Origin of the sequence: Collinsella sp. LCP19S3_B7, from assembly GCF_052121795.1 — a bacterium.
In the GTDB taxonomy this organism is placed as follows: Bacteria; Actinomycetota; Coriobacteriia; order Coriobacteriales; family Coriobacteriaceae; genus Collinsella.
In genome coordinates this window covers 141,666-159,957 of sequence record NZ_JBQKDO010000003.1, presented here as the reverse complement: position 1 = coordinate 159,957, position 18,292 = coordinate 141,666, and the positions used below count along the sequence as shown (strand labels likewise).

Below are 18,292 nucleotides of genomic sequence, written 5' to 3'. Positions count from 1 at the left end.
AAGCGTTGAGTTTATGAAGATGCAGGGCACCAATAATCCCCCGACCCCATAAGTTGCGGTGGAATACGAAGTGCCAACCAGAGCAACGTCGCAGGTTGAGCATAAGTCAGCGAGCGGGCTGCATTTGAGACAAGGTGACGTGAAACGAAAGGGCGCTGACCTTTCGGTCGCGCCCTTGAAGTTGAACGTCAGATTGTACAGGTGCGGCCCGCACAGCGTCGAGCCGTTACGCGGTTCGTAGAACCGCGTAACTAGTTAGTACATCTTTGCGCCGGCGGGAATGGAAGCGTCGAGCTGGATCAGGTTGAGGCGCTCCTCGCCCTCCTCCTCGTGGATGGCACTGATGAGCATGCCGCAGCTGGGGATGCCCATCATCTTGCGCGGAGGCAGGTTGGTGATGGCAAGCAGGGTCTTGCCGACCAGGTCCTCGGGCTCATAGTATTCGTGGATGCCGGAGAGGATGGTGCGGTCGGCACCGGTACCGTCGTCGAGCGTAAAGATCAGCAGCTTCTTGGACTTCTTGACGGCCTCGCATGCCTTGACCTTCACAGCGCGGAAATCGCTCTTGGAGAAGGTATCGAAGTCGACGAACTCCTCAAACAGCGGCTCAACGGCGATCTTGGAGTAATCGAGCGTGGGCTTGAGCGACTTAACGAACGGGCTCGCGGCGTTGCCAGCCTCGGCAGCCTTGGCGGCAGCGGCACCGGACTGGAAACCCTTCTCGGGCTTCATGTGCGGGAACAGCAGGACATCGCGGATAGAAGCCTGGTTGGTGAGCAGCATGACCACGCGGTCGATACCGATGCCAATGCCGCCCGCGGGAGGCATACCGTACTCGAGGGCGCGCACGTAGTCCTCGTCATACTCCATGGCCTCATCGTCGCCGCCGGCCTTCTCGGCCATCTGGGCGGCAAAGCGCTCAGCCTGGTCGACCGGGTCGTTGAGCTCGGAGAATGCGTTGGCGTACTCGTGGCCGGCGATGACCAGCTCAAAGCGGTGGGTCAGACGCGGATCGTCCTCAAAACGCTTGGCGAGCGGGCTGACCTCGATGGGGTAATCGCACACGAAGGTCGGGTTGACGATGGTGTCCTCGCCCAGCTCATCGTAAATCTCGGCGATGATCTTGCCTGCAGTCCACTCGGGCTTGATCTCCAGGCCCTTCTCGCGCGCGGCGGCAGCAAGCTCCTCGACAGGCGTGTCGATGGTGACCTTCTTGCCGAGCACGTCAGAGACAATATCAGTCATGGGACGACTTGCCCACTCACCGGACAGATCGATGGTCTGGCCCTGGTACTCGATGACCTCGGGGTTGCCGATGGCCTTGTTGGCAGCCTTGATGACGCCCTGGGCGAGCGCCTTCATGCCCTCGAGATCGGAGAAGGCACGGTAGGCCTCCATCGTGGTGAACTCGGGGTTGTGGGTGAGGTCCATGCCCTCGTTACGGAAGATACGACCGATCTCGAAGACGCGCTCAAAGCCACCGACGATGCAGCGCTTGAGGTGCAGCTCGGTAGCAATGCGCAGGTAGCACTCCTGATCGAGAGCGTTAAAGTGCGTGATGAACGGCTTAGCCGTAGCGCCACCCTGAATGGTCTGCAGGATGGGGGTCTCGACCTCCATGTAGCCGTCGGACTCCATAAAGCGACGGAAGGTGGAGAGGATCTGCGAGCGCTTGCGGAAGGTCTCGCGAACATCGTCGTTGGCGATCAGGTCGACGTAGCGCTGACGATAGCGGGTCTCCTTGTCGGAGAGACCGTGGAACTTCTCGGGCAGCGGGCGAACGGCCTTGGAGAGCAGGGTCGCGCTCTTAGGGGCGACGGAGAGCTGGCCGCGCTGAGTACGCACAACCACACCGGTCACACCCAGGATATCGCCAAGGTCGAGGGCCTTGAGCGTATTCCAGGCTGCCTCATCCATGTCGTTGATGCGGCAGAACAGCTGAATCTCGGCCGTTGCGTCGCGCACGACGATGAACATGATCTTGCCCTGACCACGCTTGGCGACCACGCGGCCGCCGATCTTCACGACGTCCTCGGTGTCTTCGCCATCGGCAAGATCGGCATACTTAGCCTCGATGTCGGCAACGTAGTCCTCGATCTCGGAGTGCTCGGGATAGGGGTTCTGGCCCGCCTCGAACAGGGCGGCGCGCTTGGCCAGGCGCGTGGCGCGCTCGTCGTTGAGCGTCGATGCCTGCTCGGCGGCGTTTTGGTTCTCTGCCATAAGTTAGCTCCTCAAACTAAAACGCTCCCCAGGATTCGGTCCCAGGGAGCGAAAACATACCTTTACGCGGGACCGTGGTCTAGCGTGCGATCTTGGCGATGGTGTAGACGCGAGTCTTGCCGGAAGGCGTAACGACCTCGACGGAGTCGCCCTCGCCGTGGCCGATGATGGCGTGGCCGACCGGGGACTCGTTGGAGATCTTGTGCTCGAGCGAGTTGGTCTCGGTGGTACCGACGAGCGTGACTTCCATGACCTCACCGTTGGGATCAATCAGCGAAACGGTGGAACCGATGGAGACGGTCAGATCGCCCGTGGTGGCAGCAACCTGAGCGTTGGCGAGAATAGCCTGAATCTCGGCAATGCGAGCAGCATTCTGAGCCTGCTTGTCCTTGGCGGCATCGTACTCGGAGTTCTCCGAAAGGTCGCCAAACGCGCGGGCTTCCTTGATGTCCTCGACGATCTCCTTGGCGTAATCGCCCTCACGCCAAGCGAGCTCCTCGACGAGCTTCTGGCGGCCCTCAGCGGTCAGTACGATCTGGCTTGCGTCCATACGGATATCTCCCCAACTATGATGTAACAATCAACTGTCAACATAACGAAAAAGACCGGCTAGCCTGCGGGCAAGCCGGTCAGGTGCTCACCCCAAAGGGATGGGACTACTCTGCGTCCGCGTCGCCGTCCTCTGCCTTCTTTTTCTTGGCGGCGGCGAGCTGGGCCTCGAGCTCTGCGATCTTCTTGTCCTCCTCGGACTCCTCGACCACAACGTCCTCGGCCTGCTTGGTCTCGTCCTTATCGTCGCCCTCCATACCCTCGCGGATATTCTTGACGGTAGAGCCGAGGGACTTGCCGAGCTTCGGCAGGTTCTTGGGCCCGAAGATAATCAGGACAACGACGAGAATAATGATGAGCTCAGGAGCCCTCAGTCCAAACATGTAGACCTCCACAAAACAGCGAGACAAGCTCGAATGAGTATACCGCGGGTATCGCGGTATCACAACAATAGCTAAAAAAAGGGACCGCAAGAAGCGGTCCCTCCTCATGCTCTGGTCGGGTTGACTGGATTTGAACCAGCGACCCCTGCGTCCCGAACGCAGTGCTCTACCAAACTGAGCCACAACCCGTTAGCTCGACTATAGTAACAAAGTTTTTCGCCGCGTGCTAGAGAAATTATTATTTCTTTGGCGCGTCGATTTGTACCGTGTTGGGAATAAGCTCAGTCGCGCAGGACCACCAGCCATTTTGCTGGGCGGCGTCGACAAGCCTTTCGGCCGTGGCGGCGGTGTCGCAAATGGCAAACGAGCAGGCACCCGACCCGCACACGTCCACGGCAACGGTTCCCTCCTGTTCGCTCAGCCAGTCGAGAACCGCCTGGATCTGCGGCTCCATCAAAGAAGAAATGACGCCCAAGTTGTTATGGATGAGCGAATACGCCATCTTCGCATCACTCACGCGAAGAGCCGATGCAATGGCACCGGGCGCAGTCGCGGGCACCGGGGCCTCGTCAAAACGTCGATAGGCCTCAATTGTCGAAACGCTCGCCTCCCGCGGCTTGACCAGCACAACGGGCGTCACAGGAAGCGCGGGGTACTCAGTTGCCAGAACGTCTCCCCCACCCACGTAGAATGCGGGGCTCGTATGCAAAAAGAACGGCACGTCGGCGCCGATGCCACGCGCAATCTCATCCAGCGCAGGATCAGTGCGGTCGATGCCCCACAGCTCAGCCAGGGCAACGATAACCGCCGCGGCATCCGTCGAGGGGCCGCCCAGGCCGGCGCACAGCGGGATGCGCTTCTCAATCGTCACGCACACGTTTGCCTCGCGCCCGAAATGATCGGCCATGGCGACGGCGGCGCGGTAGGCAGTATTCTTTTGCATGGGAAAATCTGATGCCGGAACCGTCTGGACGGTCAACGCCTGCGCCGGCGTGACCGTCACGGTATCGGCTAGGCCGACAGCTGCCATCAGGGAATCGACTTTGTGGTAGCCGCGGGTATCGCGCTCGGTATGAACCCCCAGGTAGAGGTTAATCTTTGCCGGCGCAGTAAGGATGAGGGACCGATCGGTCACCGTTAATGCTCCTCGAGCTGGTTGCCGAGCGGAGTAAAGATGTGCTCGCCGCTCTCGGGGTCGAACAGTTCAACCTGACCGGTAAGGACGTCGATGTACTGGTAGGACTGACGCGACTTGCGGCCGCGGCGCTCGTCAACCTCGACGATAAAGACAGCCGGGTGGACGCTCTTGATGGTACCCATGCGCTCGACAACGCGGGTACGGCCCATGTTGGCCTTCACCTTGACGCGATCGCCCACCATATCGGTCAGCTTCTCGTGGATGTCGTCGACGTAATTGACTTCCATCTCTTCCATGAACAGGGCCTCCAGAAGGTGCAATTCAAAAAGGGGATAATACCCCTAAGATAGACAAAACTCTAATACTATAGCACCCTGTTACAACCCCACGCAAGTAGCTAATTAGGCTACTTACAGATTGTCGGTATCGAGGACAATGGTGAACGGGCCGTCGTTGACCAGGTCGACTTTCATGTCGGCGCCAAAGATGCCGTGCGCCACGTGGTCGACGTCCTGGGCGACGAGCGTCAGAAAGTACTCGTAAAGCTCGTTGGCGACATCGGGCGCGCCAGCATCCGTAAACGACGGACGACGGCCGTGGCGGCAATCGGCAAACAGCGTAAACTGCGACACCACGAGCACCTCGCCGTCGACATCGGCAAGCGCCAAGTTAGTCTTGCCGTTCTCGTCCTCGTTGATTCGCAGCCCGCGGAGCTTGCCCCATAGTTTATCGGCCTCGGCACGCGTATCGCCATGGCCCACACCCAGCAATACCAGATAGCCGCGCCCAATGCGGCCCACGCACTCGCCGTCGACCGTCACACCGGCGTTGAGCACGCGCTGCACCACCGCACGCACGGCCTACTCCTCGCCCGTGAGTTTGGCGGACAGGTGCTCAAGTGCATGGAAACGATGGCTGATGGCGTTCTTCTCGTCCGCTGTGAGCTCGGCCATAGTCTTGCCCGGCGTATCGACCGGCAGGAACAGCGGGTCGTAGCCAAAGCCGTGGTCGCCGCGGCCCTCGTGTGCGATAACGCCCTCGCAGGCGCCCTCGCCATAGGTGACCAGGCCGTCTTGGTCGATGAGCGCAACGACACTCATAAAGCGTGCGGTGCGATCCTCGTCTGCCACGCCTTCCAGATTAACGAGAAGTTTGGCATTGTTGGCGGCATCATCGCCGTGTACGCCCGCATAACGCGCGCTATACACACCCGGCTCGCCGTCCAGCGCGTCGACGACCAAGCCGGAATCGTCGGCGATGGCCATAAGGCCCGTCTCCTCGACCGCAGCCTGCGCCTTGATGATGGCGTTCTCCAAAAACGTCGTGCCGTTTTCCTCGGGGTCCTCAAAATCGCCCAGCTGGCCGAGCGCCACAAAGCGCACCTCGGGCATGACCTTGCCCAAAATGGCCTCGATCTCGGTGAGCTTATGGGCGTTACCCGTGGCCACAACAATGGTCGCCGCCGGGTCGAGGGTGTCGATGTCAATCTTCTCAAGTGCCATAGCTGGCCTCCTTGTCTCTTATAGCAATGCCGTGTAGAGGACGACGAGGGCCTCGGCCTCTCCCCTCTCAATCAACGGCAGTCTTATACTTCGGCGTTTTCGCAGATTAAACCTGCCAAAATCAACATCCCCTTTTGGCAGGTTAGGCGAGGGCTTGACGCTGAAGCTCGATGAGCTCGGCGATGCCCTTGTCGCCCAGATCGAGCAGGGCGTTGAGACGCTTGCGGTCGAAGGGCGCCTGCTCGCCGGTACCCTGGAGCTCGATCATCTCGCCGGAGTCGGTGGCGACGAGGTTCATGTCGACCTCGGCGTGGCTGTCCTCGGAATAATCCAAGTCGAGCAGGGTGTTGCCGTCGACGACGCCCATGGAAATAGCGGCAACCTGACCGGTAAGCGGAATGCGCTCGAGCTTGCCCGCCTCGACCCACATGGCAAGGGCGTCGTGCAGCGCCACCCAGGCGCCGGTGATGCTCGCCGTACGCGTGCCGCCATCGGCCTGGATCACATCGCAGTCAACGGTAACGGTGTACTCGCCGAGCGCCTTCATGTTGACGACGGTGCGCAGGCTGCGGCCGATCAAGCGCTCGATCTCCATGGAACGGCCCTTGCGGTTGGCATGTTCGCGCTTGCAGCGCTTGCCGGTCGACGCCGGCAGCATCGCATATTCCGCCGTTACCCAACCGGCCTTGGCGCCCTTGCGCCAGCCCGGAACGCCCTCCTCGATGGTGGCGGCGCACAGCACGCGCGTGTCGCCAAACTCTGCCAGGCACGAGCCGTGGGCGTGCTTCATGACGCCGCGGGTGAGCTTAACGGGACGCAGCTCGTTTGCGGCGCGGCCGTTGGCGCGGTTGACCTGCATATATTCCATGGAACTATCCTTTCGGCAAAAGAGTGGCGAAGACTCCGGCGACATTGCGTGCCTAACCGAGTTCATCGATATCGACATGCTCGATGCTTTTGAGCGGCTGGCCAAAGATAAAGCTGCCCGCCACCGCAAACTCGGCAATGTTGTCGGACGTGGTGGCAAAGCGATGCTGCGGCTCGGCGGTGTTGCCCGCCAGCTGCTCACGGCGCGTGAGGATATCGGTCAGCTCGCGGGTGGTCTCCTCGGCGGAGCTCACCACGCGCACCCCGGGCCCCAACGCATGACGGATGGGGCCCACCAGCAGCGGAAAGTGCGTACAGCCGAGCACCACGGTATCGATGCCACGATCGTGCAGTGGCTCGACTGTGGTGTTGACCAGCGCGCGAACGGCTGGCGTATCAAAAATATCCTCGTTCTCGAGCCACTGCTCCTGCAGATGCGCGCCCGAGGCGAGCTCGTGCTCGACAACCTCGACAAAGCTCGAGGCAGGGCAGCCATACACGTCCACGCCGGCATCCAAGTCCTGGATGGCGCGCGTGTAGGCGCCCGAGCGGATGGTGAGATTGGTGGCGAGCACGCCCACACGGCGCGTGCGGGTGCTGTTGATGGCGGCACGCGCGCCCGGCGCGATTACGCCAATCACGGGGACATCGAGCACCTGCTGGGCCAGGCGAAGCGCCGCTGCCGTCGCCGTATTGCAGGCGATGACCATGATCTTGACGTCGTGTCTCGAAAGCCAGCGCCCCGCCTGTAGCGCAAACGAGCGTACCTCGTCCTCGGTGCGGGTGCCGTAAGGGCAGCGCTTGGTATCGCCAAAGTAGTAGACGGACTCGTGCGGAAGCGCCGTCGCAATCGCGCGCGCAACCGTCAAGCCGCCCAGGCCCGAGTCGAACACGCCGATGGGGCGCGTATCACCGGCCAGATTCTCGATATCGGACATTACCTCACCAGATTCTCTCTCGAAAAGATATGGCCAAGCGTAACGGCACTGCGCTATGAACGGGCCGCGACGAGCAGCTCCGCCGTCGCCGCCCAGCCGTCAACGATCCTGCCGCGCGTGACAAAGGCGTTATCGCAGGACGCAAGAAACTCGGACGCGCCGGCGCTGGTCAGACCGTTCTCGACCAGGCAGAACGTGCCCACGTGGTCGGCCATGTAGAAATCAGACTCGGAATCGCCGAGTGCCAGCGTCTCGTCGCGCTCGATGCCCAGACGCTCGCAGAAACGCGCGACCGCCACGCCCTTGTCGAGACCCGACGGATTGATGTTAAAGGCACGACCGTCCTCGACGCGATCGAGCTCGAGGGTCGTCGGCTTGGACAGATGAGTCAAGTGGCCGTTGCAGGCCCAGACCAGACCGCAGCCGGCCTCGTCGAGGATGGCCTGCGCCTCGTCATCGGGAATATCGCCGCGCATGCCGACGGTGACCTCGCGGTACTTATAGCCAGTCGACATGTCGTTGTGGTACTCGATCTTGTGCGGCCAGCGAGCGAGAATCTTCTCGCACACGCCGGTCTGCTCAATCACCTGGTGCGGCGTAAGGCCGCAGGCGGGGTCGTAAGGCATGTCGCCGGTCAGATACTCCCAGTCGTTGGCCTTGAGGTCGTACATGACCAGGCCACCCATCTCGCCAATGTAGGAGTTGAGGCCGAGCACGCGGGCATCTTCGTGGATCATGGTGCGGTTGCGACCCGAGGTGGGAATTACCTGGATGCCAGCGCGGGCAAGCGCCACGACGGCCTCGACGAGCTTGGTCGAGGGATTGCCGTCGTTGTCGCGCAGCACGCACGAGCCGGGCGCGAGCATCGTGGCGTCCAGATCGGTAAAGACGTACTTGACCTTGGCAAGGCGCTCGCGCATCTCGCCCGAAAGCTCGGCAACGGTCGGCAGGGTGTTGTGGGACATGGTCACTCCATTTATTACGTAGAAAAGGCTTAATCTTGATACCGCGTTTTCCCTAAGGTGAACACGCTTGAGAGGCACTGCATCATCGGGCGTCGAGGATCCACAAACGCCATCCTAAAGGCAGCAGCGCTTAGGCGTCGTACGCCGCAAGGATGCGCTTGAGAACCGAGCCATCACGCTCGCAGGGCTCGGGTCCGTTCTTGCGCAGCATGCACTCCTCCTCGCCCTTGCCGGTCACGATAACCACAGCGGGGCGGTCGGTCTCGCGCACGGCCGTCTCGATAGCGGCGGGGCGGTCGCACACGATCTGCCAGCTATCGTTTCCCTGCGCCTGGACATTGCGCGCGATCTCGGCGCAGATGTCCTCGACGTCCTCGGGGCCCGGGTCGTCCTCGGTAATCACGATGCGATCGGCGTACTTGCCGGCAGCGATACCCATCGTAGTACGGCGATCGACACCCTTGCCTCCCGTTGCACCAAAGACAACCGCCAGCTCGCGCTCGGGATAGTTCTCTCGCAGGTCGCGCAAAAGCGTCTCGAGGCTCATGCCGTTGTGCGCATAGTCAACGACGCCCAAAATCTTGCCCGATGCAGACGGATAGAGCTCCATGCGACCGGGAACAAAGACGCCCTCAAAGCCATGGATGATGCCCTCTTCGGAAATGCCGAGGGCCTCGGCGCAGGCAATGGCGGCAAGCGCATTGGACACATTGAACTTGACGGGCGTGGGGATCACGATGTCACGCGTAAAGCGCGGCGTGCGGACCGTGGCGATCACGCCGCAATCGCCGTTGCGAATCGCCAACGCGCGCACGTCGGCGCGTCCATCGGCCAGCGAGAACGTCACCGTGCGCTCGCAGCGGGACGCCGCCTCGAGCACGCGGTCGACGTGGTCCATATCGAGGTTGACCACGGCAAAGCGGCTCTGCGAAAAAATCTTGAGCTTGCTGGCAAAGTAATCCTCGAGCGTGGGGTGCTCGATCGGCGAGATATGGTCCTCACCGATATTGGTAAAGGCGCCCACTTCAAAGTCAATCTTGCCCGTACGCTCGTATTTGAGGCCCTGACTCGACGCCTCCATGACCAGCCACGGAGCGCCCGCCTCGGCGGCATGTGCGATACGCGACTGCAAAAGGAAGGACTCGGGGGTCGTTAGCTTAGAAGGACCGGCCTCGATACCGTCATCGAACTCGATACCCGTGTTGAGGGCTGGTCGATGACGGCCCGTGAGCTTAGCCTCGTTGGCAAGAATGCCACGCAGATAAAAGCTGCAGGTCGACTTGCCCTTGGTGCCCGTAAAAGCGCAGACCTTCACCTTGCCCGAGGGATGACCGTAATAGGCGTCCGCCACCACAGCGAGCGTACGGCGGATATCGTTGACGATCACAGCGGGAATATCGACGTCGTAATCGACCTCGGACACGTACGCCACGGCGCCTTCGGCAATCGCCGAGACCAGATACTCGGGCTTGAACGCACGGCCCTTGCAGACAAACAATGTGCCCGGACGTACCTGGCGCGAGTCGTCGGTCGCAAACTCGATGCGCTGGTCGCAAAGAGTATCCGGCTTGGAAACAACAAGGGCCTCGGCCTCGAGCAGCTCCACATAGCGCATCAAAGCCAGCTTCTCCTTCGTCGTACCCGACATATAACGACCTTTCTCGCTAAACCTAACCTTAAAAGAGCAAAAACCGTCCCAGATGAATCCGGTCGCGCCCCTGTATTATCAACCATCCTAATATGCCACCTGACCTTGCGAGTGTCTCAGCACCCTAAAAACTTGCAAGGACCAGCGCACGGTTAATTCGAAATAACAAAACCCCCGCCCTACAAATGCGCGCGATGCGGGGATGACCAGTGAGTTTGTCATGCTCTACAAGGACACGTCGCTGCTTTCGAGCGTCGGCGTTATGGAACTCATGCTGTTCTCCAAAAACCTCACGACCACCACGGGCAACATCACACCCTATATTTGCGCCGCACCCTACTAGCTGGTTGTGACGATTCCGCTCATCCACGTCGTCGCCAAGGTAGAGCACCGCCTTGCCAAGCGCGGCAAGCGCTAGCCCCTCTCGCGCTCTCGCACACAGCAATCGTCGCAGTCACGGCCCGCCGCTTCACCCAACGTGCGGGCCGTGGTTTTTCGGTCCCCTCGGCGCTTATGCCCCATCACGAAGCAAAAGATTGGCATGATAGTAAGGATTGATTGATATCGACTGCTGCAAACCTTGCGGCAGCGCACCTAAGCCGTCAGCAGAAAGGATCTTGCATGTGCGGTTTTGTCGGTTTTACCGGTACAGATGAACAGAGTGAGCTGGTTCTCACGGCCATGATGAATCGCATCATCCATCGCGGGCCGGATATGGGTGGCCAGCACATCGTCGATAACGTCGCCCTCGGCTTCCGCCGTCTTTCGATTCTCGACCTTTCCGAGGCTGGCGCTCAGCCCATGTCGAGCGATGACGGCAAGGTCACCATCGTCTTCAACGGCGAGATCTACAACTTCCAGGAGCTTCGCGCCGAGCTCGAGGCTGCCGGCTACGTCTTCCACTGCAACGCCGACACCGAGGTCCTGGTGCACGGCTACGAGGCGTGGGGCGAGGACCTGGTCAACCGCCTGCGCGGCATGTATGCGTTCGTGATTCACGACCAGAACAGGAACAAGCTCTTCGGCGCCCGTGACATCTTTGGCATCAAGCCGTTCTATTACTACCGGGCCTCCGACGGCTCGCTGCTGTTTGGCTCCGAGATCAAGAGTTTCCTGGACCACCCCAAGTTTGAGAAGGCCGTCAACCGCGACGCGCTGCGTCCCTACCTCACGCTGCAGTTCCCTGCCACGGAGGAGACGTTCTTTAAGGGCGTGTTCAAGCTTGCCCCCGCGCATTGCTTTACGTACGACCTTACGACCAACACTATGGACATCAAGCGCTACTGGAGCTGCGACTTTACCGATGACAACTCCAAGAGCTTCGAGGAGTACGTGGACGAGTGCGACAAGGTCGTGCACGAGAGCGTTGCCGCGCACCGCATCGCCGATGTTAAAGTTGGCTCGTTCCTCTCCGGCGGCGTCGACTCCAGCTACATTGCCGCCTGCCTCATGCCCGACACCACGTATTCCGTCGGCTTTGACTACAAGAACTTCAACGAGACCAACTATGCCGCCGAGCTTTCCGACAAGCTTGGCATTAAGAACGTGCGCAAGATGATCACCGCCGACGAGTTCTTCGACGCGCTACCCGATATCCAGTACCACATGGACGAGCCACAATCGAACCTCTCCAGCGTGCCGCTGTACTATCTGGCACAGATGGCCGCCGAGGAAGTTACCGTCGTCCTTTCGGGCGAGGGCGCCGACGAGCTGTTTGCCGGCTACGAGTGGTACGAGGACACCCCCGAGATGCGATCCTTCAAGAAGCGCGTGCCGCTCGGCGTGCGCCGTGCCCTGGGCTCGCTCGTTCAGCATCTCCCCTACTTTAAAGGTCACAACTTCCTGACCAAGTGCGCCGAGGTCCCCGAGCGCTGGTACGTGGGCCAGGCAAAGGTGTTCGACCCGTCCGAGGTTGACGAGGTTCTCAAGCCAGCTTACGACACCGGCAAGAACGCCTCCGAAATGTGCGCAGAGTACTACAAGCAGGTCCCCGACTGCTGCGAGCTCTCTAAGAAGCAATATCTGGATATGAACATGTGGCTTCCGGGCGACATCCTGCTCAAGGCAGACAAGATGTGCATGGCACACTCCCTGGAGCTCCGCGTTCCGTTCCTGGACAAAAAGGTCATGGAGTTCGCCGAGCATATTCCCGCCAACTACCGTGTCAACGAAGAGGGCTGCAAACTTGTCCTGCGCCACGCCGCCAATCGCACGCTGCCCGATGAGTGGGCAACACGCAAGAAGGTTGGCTTCCCGGTGCCAGTTAAGTTCTGGCTGCGCGAGCAGAAATACTACGACTACGTCAAGGAGTACTTCACCGCACCGTGGGCTGCCGATTTCTTTGACACCGATGCGCTCATGAAGCTGCTCGACGATCACTTTGAGGGCCGCGCGCTCAACCAGCGCAAGATCTATACCACGCTGACGTTCCTCATTTGGTACAAGCGCTTCTTTATCGACGAGAACAAGGGCACCGAAGTCTCCGCTTAGATTTCGTTATGAATTAGCGGTGAACCCCGCAGGGTTTCCGCTATACTCAATTCCCGCGGGCGATTGGCGCAACGGTTAGCGCAGGTGCTTTACACGCACAAGGCTGGGGGTTCGAATCCCTCATCGCCCACCACTTGATTGAAAAGGCTCCCAGCGATGGGGGCCTTTCCTTTTTGGGCCCAGTGCAGAGGAATTCGAACCCGCAAGGGTGCGGAGCTGAGGAAACGCGAAGCGTTTTCCAGCGCAGCACGCGAGGAGCGGAGCGACGAAGCGGGGCGCGGGCGGCGCCAGCCGCACGCGGACATCCCTCATCGCCCACCACTGAATTGGAAACGGTCCTCGCAAGGGGACCGTTTTTGTTTGCGCCCGGTGCATGGGATTCGAACCCGCAAGGGTGCGGAGCTGAGGAAACGCGAAGCGTTTTCCAGCGCAGCACGCGAGGAGCGGAGCGACGAAGCGGGGCGCGGGCGGCGCCAGCCGCACGCGGACATCCCTCATCGCCCACCACTGAATTGGAAACGGTCCTCGCAAGGGGACCGTTTTTGTTTGCATACGGCCTATCCCAGCCATGGTAAATCGATAGCAAAACGGGTTCCAGTTCGCCCAATCGTGCGCCAAACGGCACGTGACGGTCTGGAACCCGCTTCAAACTGCTCTATGCCTGATGACGCTAAGCTAAAACACCCGCCAGGATCTCGATTAGGCTGTCCACATCGGCTTCCTCGCACACGAGCGGCGGCAAGAAGCGCAGTGTATGTGCACCTGTAGCGTTAATCACGGCACCAGCCACCAACGCGCGAGCCACAACGTCGTGCGCATCACCCGCAGCATCGTCCAAATCGCAGCCGAGCATTAGGCCGCGACCACGCACCTCGGTAACATGCGGCAGCTTGGCGAGCCTTGCCTCCATATAGGCACCCACCTTGGCGGCATGGTCTGCGTAGTCACCGCGCACAAGCGCGGAGAGCGTCGCGGCACACGCCGCGATGGCCAAGCAGCTGCCGCCGAAGGTCGAACCATGGTCGCCGGGCTTAAAGATGTCAGCGATTTCCTTCTTTGCCACCACGGCACCCATGGGCACGCCGTCGGCGATGCCCTTGGCAAGACTCATGATATCGGGCTCCACACCATAAGTCTGGAACGCGAACGGCTTGCCGGAGCGGAAAATACCACACTGGACCTCGTCGGCGATAAGCACGGCACCCACCTCGTGTGCCAAGTCGCGCGCCGCCGCCATAAACTCCTCGGTCATGGGATGCACACCGCTTTCGCCCTGAATCGGCTCGAGCATCACAGCGCAAATCTCGCTTCCCAGCTGCTTAAAGATTGCGTGCAGTTCATCTACATCGTTGGGTGTGCATGCCACAAAGCCACCCGGCAGCGGGCGGAAACTGTCCTGCAGCCAATCCTGCATGGTCGCGGCAATGGTCTCGAGCGTACGACCATGAAATCCGCCGCGCATACACACGATGGTGTTGCCACCGTTGCCGGCACGTTGGGCATACAGACGCGCGAGCTTCATAGAGCCCTCGTTGGCCTCGGCACCGGAATTGGCAAAGAACGTCTCCCACACCTGCTCGCCCGCAGCCGGAGCGCCAAGCGCCGCCGCCGTGGTCTCGTCGCCAGCGGCAATCGCGTCGGCAAGCACGCGCGCACCGTCCGCATCGTCGTTAGCGAGCTTGGACAGCAACGCCGCGACCTGGCCGCGCTGCTCAATGTAGAAGTAGTTGGAGACATGCAGGAGCTTTTTGGCCTGGGCCTCGAGCGCCGAGAGCACCGCCGGGTTGCCGTGGCCTAGGCTGCATACGCCAATACCTGCAAGAAAATCGAGATATTCGCGACCATCGTCGCCGGTGAGCTTCATGCCGTGGCCCTCGACAAACTCGACCGGCGAGCGGCCAAAGGTTTGCATAACGTAGTGGGATTCGAGCGATTGTTGAGCTGCAAGTGACATGAGATGCCTTTCGTTAAGCGCCAGGTGGCGCGGACTGTGGGTGTAACGGTGTGACGATTTCTAACCAGCTAGACCGTCTGGAGCTTCTCGACCTCGTCGAGGTTCTCGGTCAGGCGCGCCGCAAAGGTCGAAAGCGGGTGCGGGTGCGTATCAAATTCGTAGGCCGTCTCGGTAGAGTGGATCACGGTGCCGACGCCGGCATCGGTCAGCAGCTCCAGGAGCAGCGAATGCGGCGTGGTACCGTTAATGATGTGAGCGCGAAATACGCCGCCGACAAGCGCATCGACGGCCGCGCGCAGTTTGGGAATCATGCCCTTATCGACCTCGCCACCGTAGAGCATCTCATTAACCTCGTCGAGCGTTAGGTTGGAGATGAGCGAGTCTTTATCGCTAAAGTCCTTGTACAGGCCGTCGACGTCGGTCAAAAAGATCGCCTTGTGCGCGTGGAGCGCCGCCGCAACGGCACCGGCGGCGGTGTCGGCGTTGATATTGAAGAAGCCACCGTCCTCCCCCGCCGCGACGGTAGCGATGACGGGAATATACTCGCTATCGAGCAAGTTCTCGATGTAGTCGGTGTTGACATGCGTCACTTTGCCCACGCGTCCGAGCTCGGGGTCGAGCGGCTCGGCGATGAGCGTGCCGGCGTCGCTGCCCGATACGCCCACGGCCAAGTTACCGTGGTGGTTGATTGCCGCCACCAGCTCTTGGTTAACCTTGCCGCCCAGCACCTCGCGCACGATATCCATGGTCGCCGGCGTGGTCACGCGCTGGCCGTTCTTAAACTCGACGGGCATATCGTAATGGCTCAGCGCCTCGTTGATGGCTTTACCACCGCCATGCACGATGACGGGGCGCATGCCGATAATCTTGAGCAAAACGATGTCGCTCATCACGTCGCGACGCAGTTGCTCGTCTACCATGGCGGCCCCGCCATACTTGATAACGACCGTCTTGCCGGTCAGGTTTTTAATCCACGGCAGCGCTTCGAACAGCAGCTGCGCAGTTGCTTCGTTGGATTCGCTCGAACGACAATCGCGTGCGAATTTCATAATCTGCCTCGTCTTTCGTATCGTTATCGCGCTGTGCTCCGCTGCCCGCAATCGCGGCGAGATGCGCAGCGTGCCTGGAATCTAGGAGCGGTAGTCACCATTGATTGAGATGTACTCGTGCGTGAGGTCACAGGTCCACACGGTCGTTGCCGCGTCGCCTGCGCCCAGGTCGGCCGAAATCACGATCTCGGGCGCCTCAAAACGTCGCAGGGCCTCGTCCTCGTCAAAAGGAACAGTCAGGCCATCGCGGCAGACGGGCAAGCCCATCATGTCGATGGAAACGTCTTCCTGATTAAACTTTACGCCGCACTTGCCGAGCGCCATGGCAACGCGACCCCAATTGCAGTCGTGGCCAGCGATGCAGGTCTTGACGAGTGGCGAGTTGGCGACGGCGCGGGCGGCGATATCGGCTTCCTCGTCGTTGGCGGCGCCGGTGACGTTAACCGTCACGAGCTTTGACGCACCCTCGCCATCGGCCGCGATGTTACGCGCCAGGCTCTCGCACACCTCGTGCACGGCAAAGGCCAGCTCGTCAAAGGCGTCAGTGCCCTCGACGACGGCCTCGGCATCCGCGGCGGCAGCGCCAGAAGCCAGCATGATACAGGTGTCGTTGGTCGAGGTATCGGAATCGACCGTCACTTTATTAAAGGTCTGTTTAACGGTCGAGAGCAGTAGGGTATGGAGCGCCGCCGACTCGACGGGGGCATCGGTAGTAATGACCGCGATCATGGTGGCCATATTGGGCATGATCATGCCCGATCCCTTGCACATGCCGCCCACCGTATAGGTATTGCCTGCGTGCCCCGCGGCCTCGCTGCGGTAACACACGGCATACTCCTTGGAATGCGTATCGGTCGTCATGATGGCACGGGCTGCATCGGCGCCGCCATGGGCAGAGAGTGCCTCGTAGGCGGACGGAATTGCCGTCTCAAACGTGTCGATCGGCAGAATCTGTCCGATCACGCCCGTGGAGGCAACTAAAATCTGTTGGGGTTCACAGCCAATGATCTGCGAGGCGATGTTGCACGTCTCGCGCGCACAGGCAAGGCCGGTCTCGCCCGTGGCGGCGTTCGCGTTGCCGGAGTTGATTGAAACACCGGCGATGATGCCATAGCCCTTGTCCGTACCGCCCAGGTTGGCACGGCTCACCTGCACGGGCGCCGCACAAAAGCGGTTAGTCGTAAACACGCCGGCCCCGGGACAGGGTTTATCGGGCACAACGAGCGCGTAATCCAGGCGCGCGGGATTCTTGCGGAATCCGGCATGGATGCCCGCCGCCTTAAAGCCGGCTGCCGCCGTTACGCCGCCCTCTACGGCACGAATCTTGATATCGAACTGCTCAGCATTCATCGTCTTTACGACTCCTTATGTCAAACAAAAAATGGGCATCGGTTGGTGCGCCATGCCAGCCACAATCATGAGACCAGCTTAAAAGTGGCGCCAAACTCGATACCCGACTACCAAATCGTTAATAATCGAATGTGCTACACCGGGCACGCCACTGTGGGCAAGCCTCGTCGCTCGTCAAAACCAAAGACGATGTTGGCGCACTGGACCGCCTGGCCCGCAGCGCCCTTGCACAAATTGTCGATGGCGCCCGTCGCCACCAGCACGCCCGCACGCTTGTTGAGCGCAAGGCCGATCTGGGCGGCATTGGTACCGACAACCGAAGCCGTCTTTGGCTGCTGGCCGGCATCGAGCACGCGCACAAAGGTACGACCGGCGTAGAACTTCTTGTAATGGTCGACGGCATCCTCAAGAGTCAGCGCTTCGAGAGCCTGCGTTGCGAGCGGCAGCGTCACCGTAGAGAGCAGGCCGCGCTTGAGCGGTGCCAGGTGCGGAGTAAAGACGACGCGATCGGTAAGGCCCAGAATTTGCTCGATTTCTGGCGTATGGCGATGTTTTCCTACGCCATAGGCCTCCAGATTCTCGTCCGCGCTGCAAAAATGGGTGCGGGTGTTGCACGACTTACCGGCACCCGTCACGCCACTGATGGCGTCGACGACTACGGGGCCGCTCTGGGCCACCCAGCCCGCACGCACGGCAGGCGCGGCAGCAAGACTCGTTGCGGTGGGATAGCAACCGGCGCAGGCGACCAGTACGGGCTTTCCGTCGGCGTGGTCGGATGCAGCGGTCTCTAAGTCCTGGCAGAACAACTCGGGCAGACCGAAGGCACGTGTCTTGAGCAACTCGGGGCTCGTGTGCTCGGCGGCATACCATGTCTCAAAGACGGACGCGTCGCTCAGACGGTAATCGGCCGAAAGATCAAAGCAAGAGACACCCGATGCAAGCAGAGCGGGCACCTGTGCCATGGCAGCCGTGTGCGGCACGGCGAGAAAAACCGCATCGCAGCTCTTAAGTTCAGGGGCGTCATGCGTGGTGAAAACCAGATCGCTCACGCCAGCAAAGCTGGGATACACCGCGGACAGCAGCTGGCCGGCATCGGCGTTGGACGTAATGGCAACAAGTTCAAACTCGGGATGGCCGAGCACGAGGCGAATAAGCTCGGCGCCGGCATATCCAGCCGCGCCGACGATTCCAACCTTTAAAGACATATCGGACTCCTTGTCTGCGGTCTTATGCGTCATT

17 protein-coding genes and 2 tRNA genes are annotated in these 18,292 nt (G+C 60.6%); 3 read left to right on the top strand and 16 right to left on the bottom strand.

The genetic code is table 11. From position 1 onward, the window contains the following. Positions 1 to 255: 255 nt before the first annotated feature. From lysS to ACTQW0_RS02405, 12 genes are all read right to left on the bottom strand, one after another. Complete coding sequence (gene lysS, locus ACTQW0_RS02460) at positions 256 to 2,220, bottom strand: lysine--tRNA ligase (RefSeq protein ID WP_441566756.1); 1,965 nt, start codon at positions 2,218 to 2,220, stop codon at positions 256 to 258. Positions 2,221 to 2,299: 79 nt separating this feature from the next. Further along, on the bottom strand, positions 2,300 to 2,770 hold the full coding sequence (gene greA / locus ACTQW0_RS02455) for a transcription elongation factor GreA (RefSeq protein ID WP_006234960.1): 471 nt from the start codon (positions 2,768 to 2,770) through the stop codon (positions 2,300 to 2,302). Between the two features lie 106 nt (positions 2,771 to 2,876). Further along, positions 2,877 to 3,152, bottom strand: coding sequence for a twin-arginine translocase TatA/TatE family subunit (gene tatA / locus ACTQW0_RS02450; protein ID WP_195838497.1), 276 nt, complete (start codon positions 3,150 to 3,152; stop codon positions 2,877 to 2,879). 112 nt (positions 3,153 to 3,264) lie between these two features. Further along, positions 3,265 to 3,341 (bottom strand) — tRNA-Pro (locus ACTQW0_RS02445). A gap of 49 nt (positions 3,342 to 3,390) precedes the next feature. Next, positions 3,391 to 4,287, bottom strand: coding sequence for a 4-(cytidine 5'-diphospho)-2-C-methyl-D-erythritol kinase (gene ispE, locus ACTQW0_RS02440; protein ID WP_441566754.1), 897 nt, complete (start codon positions 4,285 to 4,287; stop codon positions 3,391 to 3,393). A 2-nt stretch (positions 4,288 to 4,289) separates the two neighbouring features. Next, positions 4,290 to 4,586 carry a Veg family protein gene (locus tag ACTQW0_RS02435; protein WP_118206416.1) on the bottom strand — a complete coding sequence of 99 codons (297 nt, stop codon included), beginning with the start codon at positions 4,584 to 4,586 and terminating at the stop codon, positions 4,290 to 4,292. Positions 4,587 to 4,700: 114 nt separating this feature from the next. Then, positions 4,701 to 5,147: a D-aminoacyl-tRNA deacylase gene (gene dtd / locus ACTQW0_RS02430; RefSeq protein ID WP_117797049.1), complete on the bottom strand. Its 447-nt coding sequence runs from the start codon at positions 5,145 to 5,147 to the stop codon at positions 4,701 to 4,703. Between the two features lie 3 nt (positions 5,148 to 5,150). Next, entirely contained in the window at positions 5,151 to 5,792 is a 642-nt protein-coding gene (gene rdgB, locus ACTQW0_RS02425; protein ID WP_118206636.1) for an RdgB/HAM1 family non-canonical purine NTP pyrophosphatase, read from the bottom strand. A gap of 142 nt (positions 5,793 to 5,934) precedes the next feature. Next, on the bottom strand, positions 5,935 to 6,660 hold the full coding sequence (gene rph / locus ACTQW0_RS02420; RefSeq protein WP_117799672.1) for a ribonuclease PH: 726 nt from the start codon (positions 6,658 to 6,660) through the stop codon (positions 5,935 to 5,937). A 52-nt stretch (positions 6,661 to 6,712) separates the two neighbouring features. Then, complete coding sequence (gene murI, locus ACTQW0_RS02415) at positions 6,713 to 7,597, bottom strand: glutamate racemase (protein ID WP_441566752.1); 885 nt, start codon at positions 7,595 to 7,597, stop codon at positions 6,713 to 6,715. 53 nt (positions 7,598 to 7,650) lie between these two features. Beyond that, positions 7,651 to 8,562, bottom strand: a complete 912-nt coding sequence (locus tag ACTQW0_RS02410; RefSeq protein ID WP_427747684.1) for an HAD family hydrolase — start codon at positions 8,560 to 8,562, stop codon at positions 7,651 to 7,653. A 130-nt stretch (positions 8,563 to 8,692) separates the two neighbouring features. Continuing rightward, positions 8,693 to 10,210 carry a Mur ligase family protein gene (locus tag ACTQW0_RS02405; RefSeq protein WP_441566750.1) on the bottom strand — a complete coding sequence of 506 codons (1,518 nt, stop codon included), beginning with the start codon at positions 10,208 to 10,210 and terminating at the stop codon, positions 8,693 to 8,695. 202 nt (positions 10,211 to 10,412) lie between these two features. Here ACTQW0_RS02405 and ACTQW0_RS02400 point away from each other — a divergent pair, with 202 nt between their 5' ends. The 3 genes from ACTQW0_RS02400 (at position 10,413) to ACTQW0_RS02390 (ending at position 12,833) form a co-directional block, all read left to right on the top strand. After that, positions 10,413 to 10,553, top strand: coding sequence for a hypothetical protein (locus ACTQW0_RS02400; RefSeq protein ID WP_441566748.1), 141 nt, complete (start codon positions 10,413 to 10,415; stop codon positions 10,551 to 10,553). 278 nt (positions 10,554 to 10,831) lie between these two features. Continuing rightward, positions 10,832 to 12,700 carry an asparagine synthase (glutamine-hydrolyzing) gene (gene asnB / locus ACTQW0_RS02395; RefSeq protein WP_441015131.1) on the top strand — a complete coding sequence of 623 codons (1,869 nt, stop codon included), beginning with the start codon at positions 10,832 to 10,834 and terminating at the stop codon, positions 12,698 to 12,700. A 57-nt stretch (positions 12,701 to 12,757) separates the two neighbouring features. Beyond that, a tRNA-Val gene (locus ACTQW0_RS02390) sits at positions 12,758 to 12,833 on the top strand. A gap of 537 nt (positions 12,834 to 13,370) precedes the next feature. Here the strand turns inward: ACTQW0_RS02390 and ACTQW0_RS02385 are convergent. From ACTQW0_RS02385 to argC, 4 genes are all read right to left on the bottom strand, one after another. Then, the gene (locus tag ACTQW0_RS02385) at positions 13,371 to 14,654 is read right to left on the bottom strand and encodes an aminotransferase class III-fold pyridoxal phosphate-dependent enzyme (protein ID WP_441560694.1); all 1,284 of its coding nucleotides are present in this window, start codon (positions 14,652 to 14,654) and stop codon (positions 13,371 to 13,373) included. 68 nt (positions 14,655 to 14,722) lie between these two features. After that, the gene (argB, locus tag ACTQW0_RS02380; RefSeq protein WP_427718310.1) at positions 14,723 to 15,703 is read right to left on the bottom strand and encodes an acetylglutamate kinase; all 981 of its coding nucleotides are present in this window, start codon (positions 15,701 to 15,703) and stop codon (positions 14,723 to 14,725) included. Between the two features lie 81 nt (positions 15,704 to 15,784). Continuing rightward, a complete protein-coding gene (gene argJ, locus ACTQW0_RS02375) occupies positions 15,785 to 17,053 on the bottom strand; it encodes a bifunctional glutamate N-acetyltransferase/amino-acid acetyltransferase ArgJ (RefSeq protein ID WP_441560696.1) in 1,269 nt (422 codons plus the stop codon). Between the two features lie 134 nt (positions 17,054 to 17,187). Continuing rightward, entirely contained in the window at positions 17,188 to 18,258 is a 1,071-nt protein-coding gene (argC, locus tag ACTQW0_RS02370; protein ID WP_427795080.1) for an N-acetyl-gamma-glutamyl-phosphate reductase, read from the bottom strand. Positions 18,259 to 18,292: the final 34 nt, after the last annotated feature.